Genomic DNA, 17,248 nt, shown 5'->3' with positions numbered 1-17,248 from the left:
CTCGGGCGGCGGTGGCGGGGTCTCGACCACGGGTGGCGCGGGCTGGGCGAACTCGATGGTCATCGGCGGGATTTCCGGCGGCACCACGGGCAGGGCTGGGGTGGGCGAGCTATTGACCCAGTAGATCACCGCGCCGTGCAGCACCAGGGCGAAGACGCCGAGCAGCACCGCTTCGCGGCGGCTGAGGATGCGCCGCGGTGTGGTCTGCAAGCGCGACAGCGCCAAAGGGCCGCGATAGGCCCGGCCCAGCTCAAGCAGCTCGCCGCCCGGCGCCTGACGCCAGAGCACGTCCCGTGCATTGGCGGTTTGGGCATTACTCATTCGCAACTCCTGCATGTCCACAAGGGATGACAACTGCATTCCAGAGCGCTGCCTGGAAACGTCACCCGGCGAATAATCCACGATCCGATTTATCCCTTAAAAGAATATTTAGGTTGGGCATTATCCAAATCGGGAATAAGCAGGCTTTTCACGTCAAGTGAACGATGACGCATAAGGTAAGAACTATTCGATATTTAAAGAATGCTTTTTAGAACTCTATGATTGGCAGCCTAGCGTTTGCCGCGCCTATCCGGCTCAAGACCCACGCACGAGTGCATCATGCCAATCGCAAACAAGAGCCACCGCAATACCCTGCGCCGTCCTTTGCTCGCAAGCCTGGCCCTCGCCCTCGCTTGTGCCCTCGCCCTGCCCGCTCAGGCCCGCGAGACAGTGCGCATTGGCTACCAGAAATCCTCGACGCTGATCACCTTGCTCAAAGCTCAAGGCACGCTGGAAAAAGCCCTTGGCAAAGACAATATCGACATCACCTGGCATGAGTTTCCGAGCGGATTGCCGCTGCTCGAAGCGCTGAATATCGGGAACGTCGACATCAGCGCCGACGTAGCCGACACCGTGCCGATCTTCGCTCAGGCGGCGCAGGCCAAGCTCACCTATTTCGCTGAAGAGTCCGCCTCCCCGAGCGCCCAGGCTATCGTGGTCGCCAAGGACTCGCCAATCCAGCACCTGTCTGACCTCAAGGGCAAAAAGGTTGCCGTGACCAAGGCCGCCGGCACGCATTACCTGTTGATCGCCGCGCTGAACAAGGCCGGCCTGACCTTCGCCGATATCCAGCCCGCCTACCTGACGCCGGCGGACGGTCGTGCCGCGTTCGAGAACGGCAAGGTCGATGCCTGGGTCACTTGGGAACCCTTTTTAACCAGCGTGCAACGGCAACTGGCGACCCGCACCCTCACCGACGGCGCAGGTCTTGCCAGTTACAAACGCTACTACCTGACCACCACCGCCTATGCCAGCGCTCACCCCGAAGTGCTCAGGCGGGTTTATCAGCAACTGCAAGAGGCAGGCAGCTGGATCAAGAAAAATCCCCGCGATGCCGCTCAGGTGCTAGGCCCGCTGTGGGGCAATCTGGATGTGGAAACGGTCGAATCGGCCAATGCCCATCGCAGTTATCAGGTCGAGCCGGTGAAAGCCGATCAATTGGGCGAGCAGCAAAAAATCGCGGACGCCTTCCTGGCCGCCGGGCTCTTGCCTAAAGCTGTAGACGCCAAGGACGTGGGCATCTGGGCGCCCTGATTCATCGATACACACTCGCACCTGCTCGGCCATGTCTGGCCGATAAGGTGGGTCGTCATCCGATCCATCCTCATTGCGAGCAAGGACGCTGCTACAGGTAAACGTTTACTTCATTTGAGCATTGTCCATGAAAGGCCTGAAACCTCTGACGCTGTCTGCACTCCTCGGCTCGGCTGTACTGTTCAACGCGCTGTTCGCTTCTTCTGCCATCGCCGGCCTGCTGGAAAAAGGCCGCACCCAGGGCCTGACCGCCGGAATCGCCAACGAGCAGCCCTACGCTTATATCGACACCACCGGCAAAACCGTCGGCGCCAACGTCGAGATTCTGCAGGCCATCCTCTCGCAACTGGGCATCACCAAGGTCCAAACCCCGATTACCGAGTTTGGCTCGCTGGTACCGGGCCTTGCGGCCGGTCGTTTCGATCTGATTGGCGCGGGTCTGTTTATCAACCCAGCGCGCTGCAAGGTGATCGGTTATTCAAACCCGGTGACCCGCTCCGGCGGCGCATTCATCGTCAAGGCGGGCAATCCGCTGAAGCTGCACAGCCTCAAGGACGTGGCCGCCAATGGCAAGGCGCGCCTGGCGACCCAGCCGGGCAGTAATCAGGTACAGGAGGCCAAGGACAGCGGCATCGCCACCGCAAACGTGGCGCTGTTCGACAAGGACACCGAGGCCCTGGCCGCACTGGAGGCCGACCGCGTTGATGTGGTGTATTTCCCGGACGCCGAGGTCATCGGCCTGCTCAAGAAAGCTGATAGCGCCACAATCGAGCGTGCGCTGCCGTTCGATCAGATCCCGGATGCCGAGGGCAAGCCGACCTGGAATTATCACGCCTATGGTCTGCCGAAGAATGACCCGGCGTTCACCCAGGCATTCAACGAGCAACTGGCCAAGCTACGCGCATCGGGCGAGCTGCTGAAGATCCTGCAGAAGTACGGCTACACCGAAAACGAACTGCCACCGGCGGACATCACGGCCGAGCAGCGCTGCAACCGCTAGGCCCGCCCCGCTCGCAGCCCGTGGAAACCGGGCTGCGAGCCGATGCTCCGTGGGAGGGCGAGTCCGTGCGCGATATGGCGACACGAGCGACACCGCTTCATCGCCAGTAACATCGCGCGCGAATCAATTCGCTCCCCCATTCAACCGTTCGCATGCCCCCTACCGGGCACACGTCCTGCCCCGGCCCCAACCCACACGAGTACGGCCATGTTTATCGATCCATCTGCCGTGGAAACGGCACGTTTCATCGCTCGCCAGCTCGCCAATGGCGCGCTGGTGACTCTGCAGATCACCTTTTTCGCCCAATTGATCGTGGTGCTGATGTCCTTCGTGATCGCGCTGATGCGCCTGTCGCCCTGGCGATTATTGCGTTGGATCGCCACGGCCTACGTTGAAATCCTGCGCGGTATTTCCGCGCTGGTACTGCTGTTCTACCTGTTTTTCATTCTGCCGTTGTTCGGCATCAGCCTGTCGCCGATGAGCACCGGCATCCTCGGCCTCGGGCTGACCTTCTCGGCCTATGGCTCGGAAATCGTGCGCTCGGCCTTGAGTAACGTCAGCCAGGGTCAGCGTGATGCGTTGCGTGCGCTGGACTTCGATTCATTCACCGCGTTTCGCCGCATTGTCCTGCCCCAAGCGCTGCCGTTCATGCTGCCGCCGATGGGCAATCAGTTGGTCGAGTTGCTCAAGACCACGTCGCTGGTGTCACTGATCACCTTGAGCGACCTGACCTTTTCCGGCGGACAGCTGATTACCACCCTGGGCCAGCAAACGCTGATCTGGAGCATCGTGCTGGTGTGCTACTTCGCCATGGCCTGGCCCTTGAGCTGGTTGGTTAAACGTTATGAGCGTCGGGTGACGTCATGGCGTCGCTCTGTTGCATCCCAGGGAGCGGCGGCATGAACTTCGATTACGCGTTTGCCTGGTCGATCGTGCCGGATCTGTTTCAGGGCCTGCTGGTGACCGTTCAGGTGGTTGTGCTGGGCTTTTTGCTCGCAGTGGCGGTGGGCTTGATACTGGCCGTTGCTCAACGCTCGCAGCTGATCCTCATTCGACGCCTGAGCAGCGGTTATCTGAGCTTCTTTCGTAACACGCCACTGATGGTGCAGTTGTACGTGCTGTTCTTTGCCTTGCCGCTGGCCGGCATCACATTACCAGCGGTGTCCACAGGCGTCATCGGCCTGGGCCTGTACTACGGGGCCTACATCGCCGAAGCCTTTCGCGGGGCAATCGAAGGTGTACCTGCAGGCCAATGGGAAGCAGCCCGGGCGCTGGACTTCGATACGGCCACCACCTGGCGCCGCATCGTATTGCCCCAGGCGCTGAAACCCATGCTGCCGGTGCTCGGCAACTACCTGATCGGCATGTTCAAGGAGACGCCGTTGCTGGCCGTCATCAGCATTCCCGAACTGTTTCAGGCCGCCAAGCAGATTGCTGGCATGACCTATCGCTACAACGAACCTTATACCGTCATGGCCCTGATGTTTCTGGCGATCAGCGTGCCGACTTCCTTGCTGTTCCACTATTTCGAAAGGCGCCGCCATGTCTGATCCTGCACAGAGCCTTGCGCTCGCCCCTGCGCAAATACGCCTTGCGGGCGTAGTGAAAAACTTCGGCGCCAACCGGGTCATCGATCACCTGGATTTGAGCATCCCCCAAGGCCAGAAGGTCGCCCTGATCGGGCCCAGCGGTTCGGGTAAATCCACGGTATTGCGGTTGATCAAGGGGCTTGAGACATACCAGCAAGGCAGCATCGAAGTAGCGGGTGCGTCAGTGCCGGCGCGTCCCTCCGGCTGGCGCTGGCCGGGCTCCAACAAGGCACCGGTGGTGCATCGGGTCGGTATGGTATTTCAGCAGTTCAACCTGTTCCCGCATCTGACCGTGCAGGAGAACATCACCGAAGCGCCGTTTCGGGTGTTAAAGCTCACGCGGGAAGAAGCCCTGGCTCGCGCCCATCAATACCTCGGGCTGGTGGGCCTGAGCCACAAGGCCGACGCCTACCCTGCACAGCTGTCCGGCGGGCAGCAACAACGCGTGGCGATTGCCCGGGCACTGGCAATGCGACCACAGGTGATGCTGTTCGATGAAGTCACCTCGGCGCTGGACCCGGAGCTGGTCGGCGAAGTGCTGGCAGTGATTCGCGCCATTGCCCATGAGCAACAGATGACCATGCTGCTGGTGACTCACGAGATGAAGTTTGCCCAGGACATTGCGGACCGGGTGCTGTTCATGGAAGCGGGGAAAGTCGTCGCCGACGGCAAACCGCAGCAGATCCTCGTCAATCCGGACAACGAGCGCACGCGGCGGTTTCTGAATCTGGTGGAGCAGCGGTAGCTAAACGGGTTAGAAAATCGCTGATTCACTCCACCATCATCGTTGCCTGATGCCCAGTCTTCGTGAGCAAGCTCACTCCCACGGGGGTCGCGTCAAGCTAAAAAGCTGGGAACGCCGCTTACCCGATGAGAGCTGCCGGAGCCGTGCGACAGTGGCGAAGTCGGTGGGTCAGGCAACACTGAGTTGGCCGCATTCGCTGCCTTCGTGACCTCCGAGGTCTCCCACGGGTGCGCCAGGCCGAAGAGTTGCGCACACTGCGATCACCCTGATGCGGCTTTACGGCTTCCAGGCGCCGCCTTCGACGATTACCGCCGCAGGGTCGGTGCCGTCTGCCAATTGGCTGCGTACGTATTGGTCGTACAGCTTGAGCAGGTATTTGTCCTTGCCCAGGTTGGCCAGTTCGGTGTTGACCCAGTCACGCAGTTCGACGTTACCCTTCTTCACCGCCGGCGCGATCGGGGCTTCATCACCCAGCTTTTGCGCCAAAACGCGGTAGCCCGGGTTCTGCTTGGCCCAGCTGAACAGCACCAGGTTGTCCTGCGCATAGGCATCGCCACGGCCATTGGCCAGCGCCTGCAAGGATTCCGAGTTTTTCTCGAACTTCAGCAATTTCCAATCCGGGTGGTTTTTCGTCAGCCAGATGTCGGCCGTGGTGCCGGTGGTGACGATGGTGGTCTTCTTCGCCAGGTCATTGAGGCTATTGACCTCGCTTTTTTCCGGCACCAGCGCCTGTACCGCGACGCGCAGGTTGGGGTTGGTGAAATCCACCACTTGGGCGCGTTCCGGGGTCACGGTCATGTTTGCCAGAATCAGGTCGACCTTGTCGCTCTGCAGGAACGGGATACGGCTGGCAGGTTCGACGACCACGAACTCGATCTTCTTCTCGTCGCCCAGCAAATCCTTGGCAAAACGACGACCCAGGTCAGTGTCGAAACCAACGTAATCGCCCTTCTCGTTGACGAAGCCAAATGGCGGTTTATCGCTGAAGACACCAACGATCAACTTATCGCGGGCTTTGATCTTGTCCAGATAGCCTTCGGCATGGGCAGCGGCCCCGGCCAATAAACCGATAGCCAGCAGGGGAAAAACGAGGGCAGTTTTAATGTTCACGGTGCATTCCTTTTAGGCATGTTTTCCACGTAGGAGAATTTCTCCAGAAACTGCTGCGCGCGTGCGGTCTGCGGGGAACTGAAGAAGGTTTCGGGGTCGCCCTGTTCGACGATACGGCCGCCGTCCATGAACAGGATCCGGTCCGCTACCGCACGGGCAAAGGCCATTTCGTGCGTGACGATCAATAGGGTCATGCCGCTGCGCGCGAGGTCGAGGATCACCTCCAGCACCTCCTTGACCATTTCCGGGTCGAGGGCAGCGGTCACTTCATCGAACAGCATGACTTTGGGGTTCATGCACAGCGCGCGAACGATGGCGATGCGCTGTTGCTGACCCCCGGACAGCTCGCGCGGAAACGCATCGCGCTTGTCCAGCAGACCGATGCGCGTCAACAGGGATTGCGCCTGCTGGCGGGCCTCGGCTTTGGGACGCTTTTGCACGTTGACCGGGCCCAGCAGAATGTTGTCGAGCACGCTCATGTGCGGGAACAGGTGGTAACTCTGGAAGACCATGCCGATCTGCTGGCGAACGACGCGCCAATCCGTGTTGGCCGCAAGCTCCCGACCATCGAAGCGGTACTGCCCGGCGTGACCGGCTTCCAGCCCGTTGAGGCAGCGCAGCAAGGTGCTCTTGCCGCAACCGCTGGGGCCAAGGATGACCAGCACCTCGCCCTCCTCGACTGTGAGGTCGACGTCCTGCAACACCGGAACAGCGCCAAATCGTTTACTGAAACCGGACAGCTTTATCAATGCACTCATGAGTGACTCCAGCGTCGCTCTAGCACACGGGAGGCGGCTGACAACGGGTAGCAGACGAGAAAGAAAAACAGGAACAGAAAGCCGTAGATCAGCACCGACTCATAGGTTCGTTCGATGATTTGCTGGCCGATCTTAATCACATCGACCACGCCGATCAGCACCGCCAACGAACTGGTTTTGATCAGCCGGGTAAACACGTTGATCATCGGCGGCGTTATGCGTTGCAGTGCCTGAGGCAACAGGACCCGGCCATACAGCCCCGGCAGTCCCAGACCGATGGCGAGCCCCGCTTCGCGCTGCCCACGGGGTATGGATCGCAACGCGCCACGCACCACCTCACCGGCCTCGCTGATGCCCCACAGGGACAACACCAGCACCGCGCACCAGAAACCCGGAATGCTCCAGCCGAAAAAAATCGGCAACCCGAAGAAAAACAGGTACAACCAGACCAGCACCGGAATCGCCCGGAAGGCTTCCAGATAGATCAACAAGATCGTGTCCAGCCAGCGAATGCCCAGATTGCGCAGCACCCCGTAGGTCAGGCCGCCGACGCTGCTGAAGACGATCGCCAGCAGGGAAATCCCCAGCGTGCGCCCGATACCCGTCAGCAATTGCGGCGCAGACATCCACAGCAACTCAAGACCCGAACTGGCCATGCTGGAGCCTCCTTTCGACAACCCGCAGCAATAGCGAAAGCGGAACGAACAACAGCACGCACAGGCCGGTCATGACCGCCAGCATTTCGTAAGTCTTGTAGTAAAGGGCGATGTAGTTTTTGGTGGTGTAGAGAATTTCCGGCACGGCCACGGCAGAGACCACGGTGGTCTCTTTGAGCAGAAACACGAAGTTGGCGAACAACGCAGGCAGGCTGAGGATGCCTGCTTGCGGCAGGATCACGTGACGCAGCAACTGCCAGCGCGACAGACCGATGGACAGCCCCGACTCGATTTGTGAGCGAGGCACGGCAGCGACTCCGGCGCGCAGGATTTCCGTCAGGTAAGCCCCGCCAAGGAAGGTCATGGCAATAATCGCCGAGGCGAATCCAGAAATGCGGAGGCCGATGCTCGGAAGTGCGAAGTAGATGAAGAACAGCTGGATCAGCAGCGGCGTGTTTCGCGCCAGCTCGACGTAGATCCGCACCAGCCGCCGCAGAACGGGCACCTCGAACACAGCGATGGCGGCATTGATCAGGGCAACGCAAAGCGATGTTGCAATGGCAATCAAGCCCACTTGCAGGGTGACACCCACAGCGACGAGAAACGCCGGCAATGTGGAAAGCGCAAAATCGACGTCGAAATTCATATCGATGCGCCTCTCGGCAAACGGGCCGATGGACGATGGGTTGTGAACACTGAAACTCCTGAACGATTGGGCGTGGTGCTCGCACATACGCACCACGGACCACTTGAAGGTTCAGAGACGATTGCAGGCTTTGTGCCACACCCTGACACCAGCGCTGGCGTCGCCGGCGCTGCGAAATACCGCTCGTAACTGTTTGTTTTAAGGCGCTTTTGCTGCTTCAGTGTTGCTCCAGCAACAGCCGTTCAGTCGGGTGCGGGCATCTCGGTCTTCAGCCACTCCAAGAAGGCTTGAGCCGCCGCAGCCTTCTCCTTTCCCGCTGCGCACAAGAAGTAGTAACCCGTGGTGGTGACCAGTTCGTTCATGACCGGCTTTTGCAGCACACCCGAATCCAGCTCATCGAAAATATGCGAAGTTCGCGCCATGGCCACACCCAAGCCGCGAAGCGCTGCCTGCACAGCAATGCTGGTGTGCGGCACCGTCAGCGCGCAATCGAAGGGTTCGCCAGACAGGCCATGCTTATGCAGCCAATAGTCCCACGACGGCGAAGACACCTGTTGACCATTGAGCGTACTGCGTGAGCGCACGATCAGCGGGTACTTCAGAATATCGGCCGGCGTAGAAGCAATGCCTTGGGCCTCGACCAGAGCAGGGCTGCACACAGGAAAGATCCGCTCCCGAAGGATCAGTTCGGCATACAGGCCCGACCAGTTGGCACCCTGCTCCGCGAGCCGAATGGCGACCTGGGCATTGGGATTCTCGAAGCGGGAAAACTCATCGGTGTTGAGCTTGAGCCTGATGTCCGGTCGAGCGTGGTAGAACTTCGACAGCCGTGGAATCAGCCAGGTCTGGGCAAACGAGTCATGCACGAATACCTCGAGCACCGAGCCTTGATCCCGACTGTGCTCGAAGCGATCAACCAGCCGGCCCATGTCCTTGAGAAACACCCGCACCACCGGCAGCAGTTCGGCGCCATGAGCCGTGAGCGTCACGACTCCTGCCGTGCGCTCGAAAAGCTCCACGCCCAGCAATTCTTCCAGTTGCCTGATTTGGTGACTGATCGCGCTCTGAGTGACATGCAACTCGGCCGCTGCCTGAGAGAAGTTCAGGTGCCTGACGCACGCTTCGAATCCTCTCAGCCCAGCGACCGATGGAAATCGTTTAAACGCCATCGTCCTGTCTCCAGTCATTCAACAACCACCCCTTTTGTCCGCACTGTTCTCATATACGCCTGACGCCACCCTGAGCAGCCGTTCGGCGTGCCGGCGCCAGCGCTGCCGAAAACACCTCAGGCAGATCAGCCTGCTACGGGCACCCCTCATACGGCATGAAATCGTCTCATTGGCGGCACGTTCTGGCGACCCGCTACAATGGCTGCACCTCATTTGCGTTGCAAACATATGACACTTTCCACAGCGGCACCAAGCGTCTCCCACGCGGACAGCGCAGCGAAAAAGAAAACCCTGATCGCCGCCTGTACCGCTCACGCCACCCACGACGGTTTGAGCGACCTGGTGTATGTGCTGCTGCCGGTGTGGCAGGAAATGTTCATGCTCAGCTATGTCTGGCTCAGCGTGCTGAGAAGCGCCTACTCCCTGACGCTCGCAGTCCTGCAGATCCCGGCGTCCAGCCTGTCCAGCCGAATGAAGCCCGCCTACGTGCTGTCGATCGCCACGGCCATGACCGGCATTGGCTGGTTGGCAGCGGGGTTTACCGGCAGCGCGCTGGCATTGGGCGCTGCACTGGTATTCGCCGGCATGGGCGCCAGCGCACAACACCCCATCGCCTCGGCCATGGTGTCCAGAGCCTACGCAGGCAACGCCAAACGTCCGCTGGGTGTCTACAACTTCGCCGGTGACATTGGAAAATCGCTACTGCCGGCGTGCGCAGCCTTTCTGCTTACCTTCACCACTTTTCACATCACCGCCACGGTGTTCGCAGGCATCGGTCTGTTGTCAGCGGTGCTGATCTGGGCCTTGCTCAAGGATGTCACACCCCGGGGCGAAGCTGCGCAGGCGTTGCCATCGCGCACTGTGCACACCGCCGTCGAAGCAGGCCAAGGCGCCTTTCGCGTGCTGCTGTGCACAGCGGTCATGGACAGCGCGGTGCGCATGGGTTTCCTGACCTTCCTGCCCTTCATCATCAAGGGCAACGGTGGGTCACTGCCCCAGGCAGGGCTGGCATTGACGCTGGTGTTCATTGGCGGCGCGGTGGGTAAATTCGTCTGCGGCTGGATGTCGGAGCACTTCGGCACGCTCAACACCATTGTCGTCACCGAACTGGCCACCGCCTTGCTGATCGGGGTGGTGCTGGTCTCACCCTTGCCTGTCGGGCTGGCGGCATTGCCGCTGCTGGGCGCAGTGCTGAACGGGACGTCCTCAGTGCTCTACGGGGCCGTGACCGATGTCGTCGACTCTACCCGGCTGGAGAAGGCGTTTTCGGTGTTCTACACCGGGACCATTGGTTCAGGTGCCCTGGCGCCGGTGTTGTACGGGTTTGTAGGGGACCACGCAGGGGTGATCTCGGCCGCTGTGGTTGTCGCGGCGACGGCGGTGCTGTCGGTGCTTCCGGTCTGGCTGTACTCGTTACGGCACACGGGCACGTTCCGCGACTAGACGGCTTTTATTCATGCAGCGTGGATTAACTTCACGGCTTGCAGCGCAGCGTAAGCTAATTCCAAAATGGTATTTAAACGTCAATTCATAGAATCTTATGATCCATGCCTGACTGCCGCATCTCGACGGCGCCACCTTCAAATCAGGGCATTTCATCAAGATGATCAAGCAAAAATGGACCGCGACTGTCTCTGTAGCGTCGGGTGTGTTCGCCCTTTCGATGGCTGCCCACGCCGCCGACTTGACCTTTGGTTACATCACCGGCATCGATCCGGTCAAACGCGCCATCGCTGATGGCGAGTATGAAAAAGCCATCGGCCAGAAAATCGATTGGCGTCGCTTCGATGCTGGCCCTGCGGTCATCGCGGCCATGGCCTCGGGTGACGTGCAGATCGGCAACCTGGGCTCCAGCCCTCTGGCCGCAGCAGCGTCGCGCAAAGTGCCGTTGGTGGCGTTCATTGTCACGTCGCAGATCCAGAGTTCCGAGGCGTTGGTGGTGCGCAACGGGAGCGGTATCGACAAGCCCGAAGACCTGATTGGCAAGAAAATCGCTGTGCCCTTCGTTTCGACGTCGCATTACAGCTTGCTCGGTGCCCTGAAGCACTGGGGTATCGATCCCACCAAGGTGACGATTCTGAATCTGACGCCGTTGCAGATCACTGCCGCATGGAAGCGTGAAGACATCGACGGCGCCTTCACCTGGTCGCCTGCGCTTGGTGAGATTCGCAAGACGGGCAAGATTCTGACCGATGCGGGCCAGGTGTCGCAGTGGGGCTCGCCGACGTTCGAGGTGTGGGTGGCGCGCAAGGACTTCGCGGAAAAGCATCCAGAGATCGTGGCGAGTTTTGCCAAGGTGAGCCTGGCGGCGATTGCTGATTACACGGCGCATCGGTCGGAGTGGACAGCGGATTCTTCGCCGGTGAAAGCGATTGCCCGCTTCACCGGATCGAACACAGCGGATGTGCCGGAGTTGCCGGATGGGTCGCACTTTCCGACAGCGGCGGAGCAAAAATCGCCTGAGTTGCTAGGAGGCGGGACGGTGACGGCGATTGCCAGAACGGCAGCGTTCTTGAAGGATCAGGGGAAGATTGAGAGCGTGTTGCCGGATTATTCGGCGTACGTGAGTGAAAAGTTCATTGGAAAATAAGGTAGCTCTATGCGGGCGCTGACGGTGACGGTGATCGTTCCCACGCTCCGCGTGGTAACGGCAGTCCGGGCGCTCTGCGTCCGGGGTTTGAGTGACGCAGAGCCTCAGAGCATGCATTCCCACGCAGAGCGTGGGAACGATCAACAATTGGGGGATAATTGCTCTATGCGGGCGCTGACGGTGATCGTTCCCCACGCTCCGCGTGGTAACGGCAGTCCGGGCGCTCTGCGCCTGGGTTTGCGTGACGCAGAGCGTCAGAGCGTGCATTCCCACGCAGAGCGTGGAAACGATCGAAGGCGCGCGTGACATACCATGCGCCAAACGTACACCCGACAATCACCGAGCCACCCCTGCTCCCGACCGCCGCACAATTCTGATCGAATGCTTCAGGTTCGGCTTGCGCGTCACACTGATCGCCCGCTGCGTCACCGTATCGATCGTGATATTCCAGAACCCGCTGCTGGGCACCACGATCTTCGCGGGGAACCGATCGAACGCCCCACCGTGATAGGTGTGCCGCCCGCCATGCTTGAAACTGCGAAAACTCGCGTCGCTCATCAGACGGATATTGCAGGTATTCGACGACTCGATAACGACCACATCACCTTCATTCAGATGCTCGCGCTGATGGATGAATTTCATGAAAAATCCCACGGACCACACAGACAGGCGGCGAGAATACCACGCCACCCTTGTACTCAGCCCACGCCCCGAACCCTCAACGCCCCGGCACTTATGCACCGGAAAGGCGATTAACGCTGGTGATCCTACCGTTCCAGATCATCTCGTAGTGGGCACTTTGCTGAATGGAGGTTACATACCGCGGCGTCAGCAGCGCCCAGCATCGGTTGCCCGGGGAACGCACGGAGTGATAGCGCAGACCCGCCACTGCAGTGTGCTTGAGAGACTTGCCCAGTTGATGCGAGTGGGTGTAATCGTCGGGCGCGTAGATCGGATGAGAAAACGCCAGTGTCGTGGCGTCGACACTGCCCGCCTCGCTAAAACGGCAGCTGAGGCTGCGAAACACGAAGCGCTCGTAATTCAGGTTAACCACGCCGGACCAGTAGCGCTGCTGATGGTGTCGCACTTCGGCGACCGCGGTGTCCATGCTGTCGGCCAGGTACAAGACGCCGAAAGCACCGTCGCTGAAGCGTGAGCCTGCCGGGTTGACATGGGTAAAAGGCGCGGTGGCGTAGGAACAACCGGGGATACCGAACGGAATATCCTCACGTGGAATCAGTTCCAGTCGACCGACCTCGTTCAGCAACCGAGGGTTGGTCAGGGCCTGGATCTGGTAGAGCGTCTCGAACTCCTGCGCATCGGCCACGTCGTTGAACAGGTCGATAGGCGGAAATTTCGAATTGACCAGACGATGGGCCTGCTGCGCTTCGTCCGGCAGTACAGGCAACGTTGGCGACGTCACCATTGTGCGCCACGCAACGTGTCGATGCGACGGAAGGTCTCATACAAGGAAATCATGTCGCCCTGAGCCATCACGTCCAAAGGCTTTCTGCCGTTGAAGAATTCGTTGTGGTTCTCCATCGCCGGGAAGCCGTAGACGTTGTCAGGGTTATCAAACAGCGTGCGCAGCGTGGCGTGAATATTCAGCACGAAGCTGATGCGCTGCAGTTGATCCAGGTCCAGGGCGACAGACCAAGTGCTATCGCCCTGCCTGGCGCGGGTGTAGGTGCTGCGGGAAATGCGCAGGACCCGACACGCCTGATCACTGGAAGCTTGCCATTTGTCCAGTATCCGCAAGGCCGTGCGCAGGCCGATCAGGCCTTGGAATCCGGAAAGCTGCGGGTTAAGTGATGCGTGGGTCACGGCGATGCTCTGTCAGGGTCTGAAGACTCAAATGTAGACCATATGAATCCGTGGACGCAACCTTACAAAGACCTTATCGAATCCGGATGCTCGGCCTCTGCGCGCACCATCAGCATGATCGCATCCCGCTTTTCCAACAGGTGATGCCGCAGGATACTGCCTAGCCGCTTACCATCACGGGCTTGCAGGGCTTCGAGCATCTGCTCGTGATCGTGCAGTGCCCGTTCCCACTTCGGTGCCTGCTGGTTGGAAAGAAAACGCAGCGCCTGGATGCGCCGGTTCAGCGACAGATAGACTTGGCGCAGCGCGGTATTGCGTGCGGCCTTGTTGATCAGCTCATGGATAGCGTGGTTACGCTGGTAGTAGCCTGGCAGGTCATTCTGATTCTTGCTCACCACCATTGCGTAGTGCAGGGCCTTGATCTCGTCGAGCTCCTCGGCCGTGATGCGCTCGCACGCCAGTTCCCCTGCAAAGGCTTCTATACCGCTCATCAGTTCGAAGGTTTCGCGGATCTCCAGCTCCGTCATGCGCGCCACGGTAGCGCCGCGATTAGGGTTGATCTCGATCAAGCCCTCTACCGCGAGGACTTTCAGTGCCTCGCGCAAAGGCGTGCGGGAAATACCGAGTGTTTCACACAACTCACGCTCGTTGAGCTTCTTTCCAGGGGCAAGAACGCCTTCGGTGATGAAGCTACGCAAGTGCTCGACTACCACATCATGCAGGCGCTGACGCTCGACCTTGAGCATCGGCCGGGCAGTTCCTTGCTGCGCGAATTCTTCGCCCTTTTGCATACAACATCCTCTACAGCGGCGTCGGGTAGCGACGCCTTATGCTTAAAACACTCATCAGAACCGGGATATTAGCTCAGTTAGGCGGTTTGACGCAGCGATGACCGGTGCTACTGTATTTTGTATTCAAAAAACAAAAGATACGTAAAGGAGTCGTCACATGCTCAAGCTCGACTATCATCCGGCCGGCCGTCATTTTCTGCAGATCCCTGGCCCCAGTCCCGTTCCGGATCGCATCCTGCGTGCAATGAGCTACCCCACCATCGACCACCGCGGCCCGGAGTTTGGCGAGCTTGGGCTGAAGGTGCTCTCGGGCATTAAACAGGTATTCAAGACCCGACATCCGGTGATCATTTATCCGGCCTCGGGAACCGGCGCCTGGGAGGCGGCGCTGTGCAATACATTGAGCGCAGGGGATGAAGTGCTAATGTTCGAAACCGGTCACTTTGCCACGCTCTGGCAAAAGATGGCGCTGAGCCTGGGCCTCAAGCCGCAGTTCATCGGCAAACCTGGCATCGAAGGTTGGCGCGGCGGGGTCGATGCGCACATGATCGAGTCGCACCTGCGCAGCGACAGCAACCACCGCATCAAGGCGGTCTGCGTAGTGCACAACGAAACCAGCACCGGCGTGACCTCAGACATCGCCTCGGTGCGCAGGGCCATCGATGCTGCAGGCCACCCGGCATTGCTGCTGGTCGATACCATTTCCGGGCTGGCGTCAGCAGACTACCGGCATGATGAATGGGGTGTGGACGTCACGATCTCCGGCTCGCAGAAAGGCCTGATGCTGCCGCCCGGAATCAGCTTTAACGCGTTGTCGCCCAAGGCCATCGAGGCCAGCAAATCGGCCGGCCTGCCGCGCAGTTTCTGGGCCTGGGACGACATCATCGAGATGAACAAGACCGGTTACTGGCCTTACACCCCCAACACCAACCTGCTGTATGGCCTGTCAGAAGCGCTGGAGATGATCCTGGGCGAAGGCCTGGACAACGTGTTTAACCGGCACAATCGCCTGGCCCAGGCCTGCCGCACGGCGGTCAACGCCTGGGGCTTGCCGATTCAATGCGCCGACCCTGCGCTCTACAGCCCAGTGCTGACCGGGGTGATGATCCCCGAAGGCGTGGATGCCGACGCCGTGCGCAAAACGATCTACGAACGGTTCGACATGTCGCTCGGCACGGGCCTGGGCAAGATGAAAGGACGCATGTTCCGCATCGGCCATCTGGGCGACTGTAATGACCTGACGCTGATGGCAACCCTCACCGGCTGCGAAATGGGCCTGCAAATGGCTGGTATCAAACTGCAGTCCAGTGGCGTCCTGGCCGCAATGGATTACCTGGGAGGCCAGTCCGTCCCCCTGCGCCGCAACTGAACCAAAGGCACTGCGCGCCCTGCGCAGTGCCTTGCAGCACACGCACTATCCCGACTCAATCGCCACACGGCGTGAACAATAAGAAACTGGAGATAGAACATGAAGCGGTTACATCTGCGCCCCACCACGGTGGTGCTCTTCATGCTGTGCGCCATGTATTTCATTACCTACCTGGACCGCGTCAACGTCAGCACCGCCGCCGTCGGTTTCGGCGCCGAATTCAACCTCAGTAAAACTCAGATCGGCTTGGTGTTTTCTGCTTTCGCCTACCCCTACCTGGTCTTCCAGATCATCGGCGGCTGGGTCAGTGACCGCTTCGGTGCCAAGCGCACGCTGGTGGTCTGCGGGTTGATCTGGGCCGCCGCCACGGTATTGACCGGTCTGGCCGAAGGCTTCGCTTCCCTGCTTGTGGCCCGCGTGCTGCTGGGCCTGGGTGAAGGCGCGACCTTCCCTGCGGCGACGGCGGCGATGTCGCGCTGGGTGGCCAAGGATCAGCGCGGTTTCGCCCAAGGCATCACCCACGCATTTGCCCGACTGGGTAACGCGCTGGCGCCGGCGGCCATGATTGCGGTGATGGCCGCTTACGGCTGGCGGGAATCGTTTTATGTCTGCGCCGGCATCAGTTTCGTTTGGGTCATGTTGTGGATGCTGGTATTCACCGAACACCCCAAGGATCATCCGCGCATTTCGCATCAGGAGCTTGAAGTGCTGCCGCCGCCCAAGCCCAAGAGCATGACCGCCCTGCCCTGGGGGCGGCTGTTCAAGCGCATGGCGCCGGTCACCATCGTTTACTTCTGCTACGGCTGGACCCTCTGGCTACTGCTCAGCTGGGTGCCCATGTATTTCATGAACATGGGCCTGGATCTGAAGAACACAGCCATCTTCTCGTCCACCGTGTTCTTTGGCGGGGTGGTGGGTGACACCCTCGGCGGGATTGTCAGCGACCGGATCTATAAGCGCACCCGCGATTTGAACAAGGCCCGCAGCCGGATGGTCGCCATCTGCCTGGCGCTGACCCTGGCCGCTTTGATGCCGCTGATGTTTACCCATGACATGTATGTGTCCCTTGGCTGTCTGGCGGTGGCATTCTTCTTCTCGGAGATGACCATCGGCCCGATGTGGGCCATTCCCATGGACATCGCCCCGGACCACTGCGGTACGGCCAGCGGCATGATGAACACCGGCTCGGCGATGGCGGCCATCGTCAGCCCCGTGGCGGCCGGACTATTGATCGACACGTTCGGTAACTGGCAGTTGCCCTTTTTGGTCAGCATCGTGTTACTGGCGATTGGGGTGGTGCTGTCATTCCGCATGCGCCCACAAATCAAATTCGACGATGGCCAGGTCGCGCGTACGCAAATGGCGCAGACCGCTATCGCGGCCGTTGCCCATAAATGAACGGCACCGGCCACTGCCAAGAGGCAGT

The 17,248-nt window shown here is 60.0% G+C and carries 18 protein-coding genes and 1 pseudogene; 9 read left to right on the top strand and 10 right to left on the bottom strand.

Going from position 1 to position 17,248, the window contains the following annotated elements; all coding sequences use genetic code 11:
- Positions 1-321 (bottom strand): annotated as a pseudogene (locus tag B3I26_RS11310) (energy transducer TonB); the annotation flags it as partial.
- A 279-nt stretch (positions 322-600) separates the two neighbouring features.
- Between B3I26_RS11310 and B3I26_RS11305 the strand changes: the two are divergent.
- The 5 genes from B3I26_RS11305 (at position 601) to B3I26_RS11285 (ending at position 4,909) form a co-directional block, all read left to right on the top strand.
- Positions 601-1,575 (top strand): aliphatic sulfonate ABC transporter substrate-binding protein, encoded by a 975-nt coding sequence (locus B3I26_RS11305; RefSeq protein WP_296257771.1) that lies wholly within the window; start codon positions 601-603, stop codon positions 1,573-1,575.
- Positions 1,576-1,702: 127 nt separating this feature from the next.
- The gene (gene ehuB, locus B3I26_RS11300; protein WP_296257770.1) at positions 1,703-2,575 is read left to right on the top strand and encodes an ectoine/hydroxyectoine ABC transporter substrate-binding protein EhuB; all 873 of its coding nucleotides are present in this window, start codon (positions 1,703-1,705) and stop codon (positions 2,573-2,575) included.
- Between the two features lie 207 nt (positions 2,576-2,782).
- Positions 2,783-3,478 carry an ectoine/hydroxyectoine ABC transporter permease subunit EhuC gene (gene ehuC / locus B3I26_RS11295; protein WP_296257769.1) on the top strand — a complete coding sequence of 232 codons (696 nt, stop codon included), beginning with the start codon at positions 2,783-2,785 and terminating at the stop codon, positions 3,476-3,478.
- Positions 3,475-4,125, top strand: coding sequence for an ectoine/hydroxyectoine ABC transporter permease subunit EhuD (ehuD, locus tag B3I26_RS11290; protein WP_296257768.1), 651 nt, complete (start codon positions 3,475-3,477; stop codon positions 4,123-4,125). The genes ehuC and ehuD overlap by 4 nt, the downstream gene beginning before the upstream one ends.
- Positions 4,118-4,909 (top strand): amino acid ABC transporter ATP-binding protein, encoded by a 792-nt coding sequence (locus tag B3I26_RS11285; RefSeq protein WP_296257767.1) that lies wholly within the window; start codon positions 4,118-4,120, stop codon positions 4,907-4,909. Before ehuD ends, B3I26_RS11285 begins: the two co-directional genes overlap by 8 nt.
- Before the next feature lie 276 nt (positions 4,910-5,185).
- On the opposite strand, the gene B3I26_RS11280 is transcribed toward B3I26_RS11285, so the two are convergent.
- The 5 genes from B3I26_RS11280 to B3I26_RS11260 form a co-directional block, all read right to left on the bottom strand.
- The gene (locus B3I26_RS11280) at positions 5,186-6,019 is read right to left on the bottom strand and encodes a transporter substrate-binding domain-containing protein (RefSeq protein WP_296257766.1); all 834 of its coding nucleotides are present in this window, start codon (positions 6,017-6,019) and stop codon (positions 5,186-5,188) included.
- Entirely contained in the window at positions 6,016-6,777 is a 762-nt protein-coding gene (locus B3I26_RS11275; protein WP_296257765.1) for an amino acid ABC transporter ATP-binding protein, read from the bottom strand. Before B3I26_RS11275 ends, B3I26_RS11280 begins: the two co-directional genes overlap by 4 nt.
- Positions 6,774-7,433, bottom strand: coding sequence for an amino acid ABC transporter permease (locus B3I26_RS11270; RefSeq protein ID WP_296257764.1), 660 nt, complete (start codon positions 7,431-7,433; stop codon positions 6,774-6,776). Before B3I26_RS11270 ends, B3I26_RS11275 begins: the two co-directional genes overlap by 4 nt.
- Positions 7,414-8,079, bottom strand: coding sequence for an amino acid ABC transporter permease (locus B3I26_RS11265; protein WP_296257763.1), 666 nt, complete (start codon positions 8,077-8,079; stop codon positions 7,414-7,416). The genes B3I26_RS11270 and B3I26_RS11265 overlap by 20 nt, the downstream gene beginning before the upstream one ends.
- A 242-nt stretch (positions 8,080-8,321) precedes the next feature.
- Positions 8,322-9,248, bottom strand: a complete 927-nt coding sequence (locus B3I26_RS11260; RefSeq protein WP_296257762.1) for a LysR substrate-binding domain-containing protein — start codon at positions 9,246-9,248, stop codon at positions 8,322-8,324.
- A 228-nt stretch (positions 9,249-9,476) separates the two neighbouring features.
- Here B3I26_RS11260 and B3I26_RS11255 point away from each other — a divergent pair, with 228 nt between their 5' ends.
- Entirely contained in the window at positions 9,477-10,691 is a 1,215-nt protein-coding gene (locus tag B3I26_RS11255) for an MFS transporter (protein WP_296257761.1), read from the top strand.
- A gap of 160 nt (positions 10,692-10,851) precedes the next feature.
- Positions 10,852-11,838 (top strand): taurine ABC transporter substrate-binding protein, encoded by a 987-nt coding sequence (tauA, locus tag B3I26_RS11250; protein WP_296257760.1) that lies wholly within the window; start codon positions 10,852-10,854, stop codon positions 11,836-11,838.
- Between the two features lie 336 nt (positions 11,839-12,174).
- On the opposite strand, the gene B3I26_RS11245 is transcribed toward tauA, so the two are convergent.
- The 4 genes from B3I26_RS11245 to B3I26_RS11230 form a co-directional block, all read right to left on the bottom strand.
- A complete protein-coding gene (locus B3I26_RS11245) occupies positions 12,175-12,480 on the bottom strand; it encodes a DUF1883 domain-containing protein (RefSeq protein ID WP_296257759.1) in 306 nt (101 codons plus the stop codon).
- Positions 12,481-12,571: 91 nt separating this feature from the next.
- The gene (locus B3I26_RS11240; protein ID WP_296257758.1) at positions 12,572-13,264 is read right to left on the bottom strand and encodes an RES family NAD+ phosphorylase; all 693 of its coding nucleotides are present in this window, start codon (positions 13,262-13,264) and stop codon (positions 12,572-12,574) included.
- Complete coding sequence (locus B3I26_RS11235; RefSeq protein WP_296257757.1) at positions 13,258-13,662, bottom strand: antitoxin Xre-like helix-turn-helix domain-containing protein; 405 nt, start codon at positions 13,660-13,662, stop codon at positions 13,258-13,260. Before B3I26_RS11235 ends, B3I26_RS11240 begins: the two co-directional genes overlap by 7 nt.
- A gap of 62 nt (positions 13,663-13,724) precedes the next feature.
- Complete coding sequence (locus B3I26_RS11230) at positions 13,725-14,453, bottom strand: GntR family transcriptional regulator (RefSeq protein WP_296257756.1); 729 nt, start codon at positions 14,451-14,453, stop codon at positions 13,725-13,727.
- 157 nt (positions 14,454-14,610) lie between these two features.
- On the opposite strand from B3I26_RS11230, the gene B3I26_RS11225 reads away from it, so the two are divergent.
- Positions 14,611-15,822, top strand: coding sequence for a pyridoxal-phosphate-dependent aminotransferase family protein (locus B3I26_RS11225; RefSeq protein ID WP_296257755.1), 1,212 nt, complete (start codon positions 14,611-14,613; stop codon positions 15,820-15,822).
- Positions 15,823-15,921: 99 nt separating this feature from the next.
- Positions 15,922-17,220 (top strand): MFS transporter, encoded by a 1,299-nt coding sequence (locus B3I26_RS11220; protein ID WP_296257754.1) that lies wholly within the window; start codon positions 15,922-15,924, stop codon positions 17,218-17,220.
- Positions 17,221-17,248 lie beyond the last annotated feature (28 nt).

The sequence above is a fragment of the Pseudomonas sp. UBA5706 genome, from assembly GCF_002419965.1.
Taxonomy (GTDB): Bacteria; Pseudomonadota; Gammaproteobacteria; order Pseudomonadales; family Pseudomonadaceae; genus Aquipseudomonas.
Note: the sequence above shows the minus strand (reverse complement) of the source record. Positions and strands in the feature narration are given on the sequence as shown.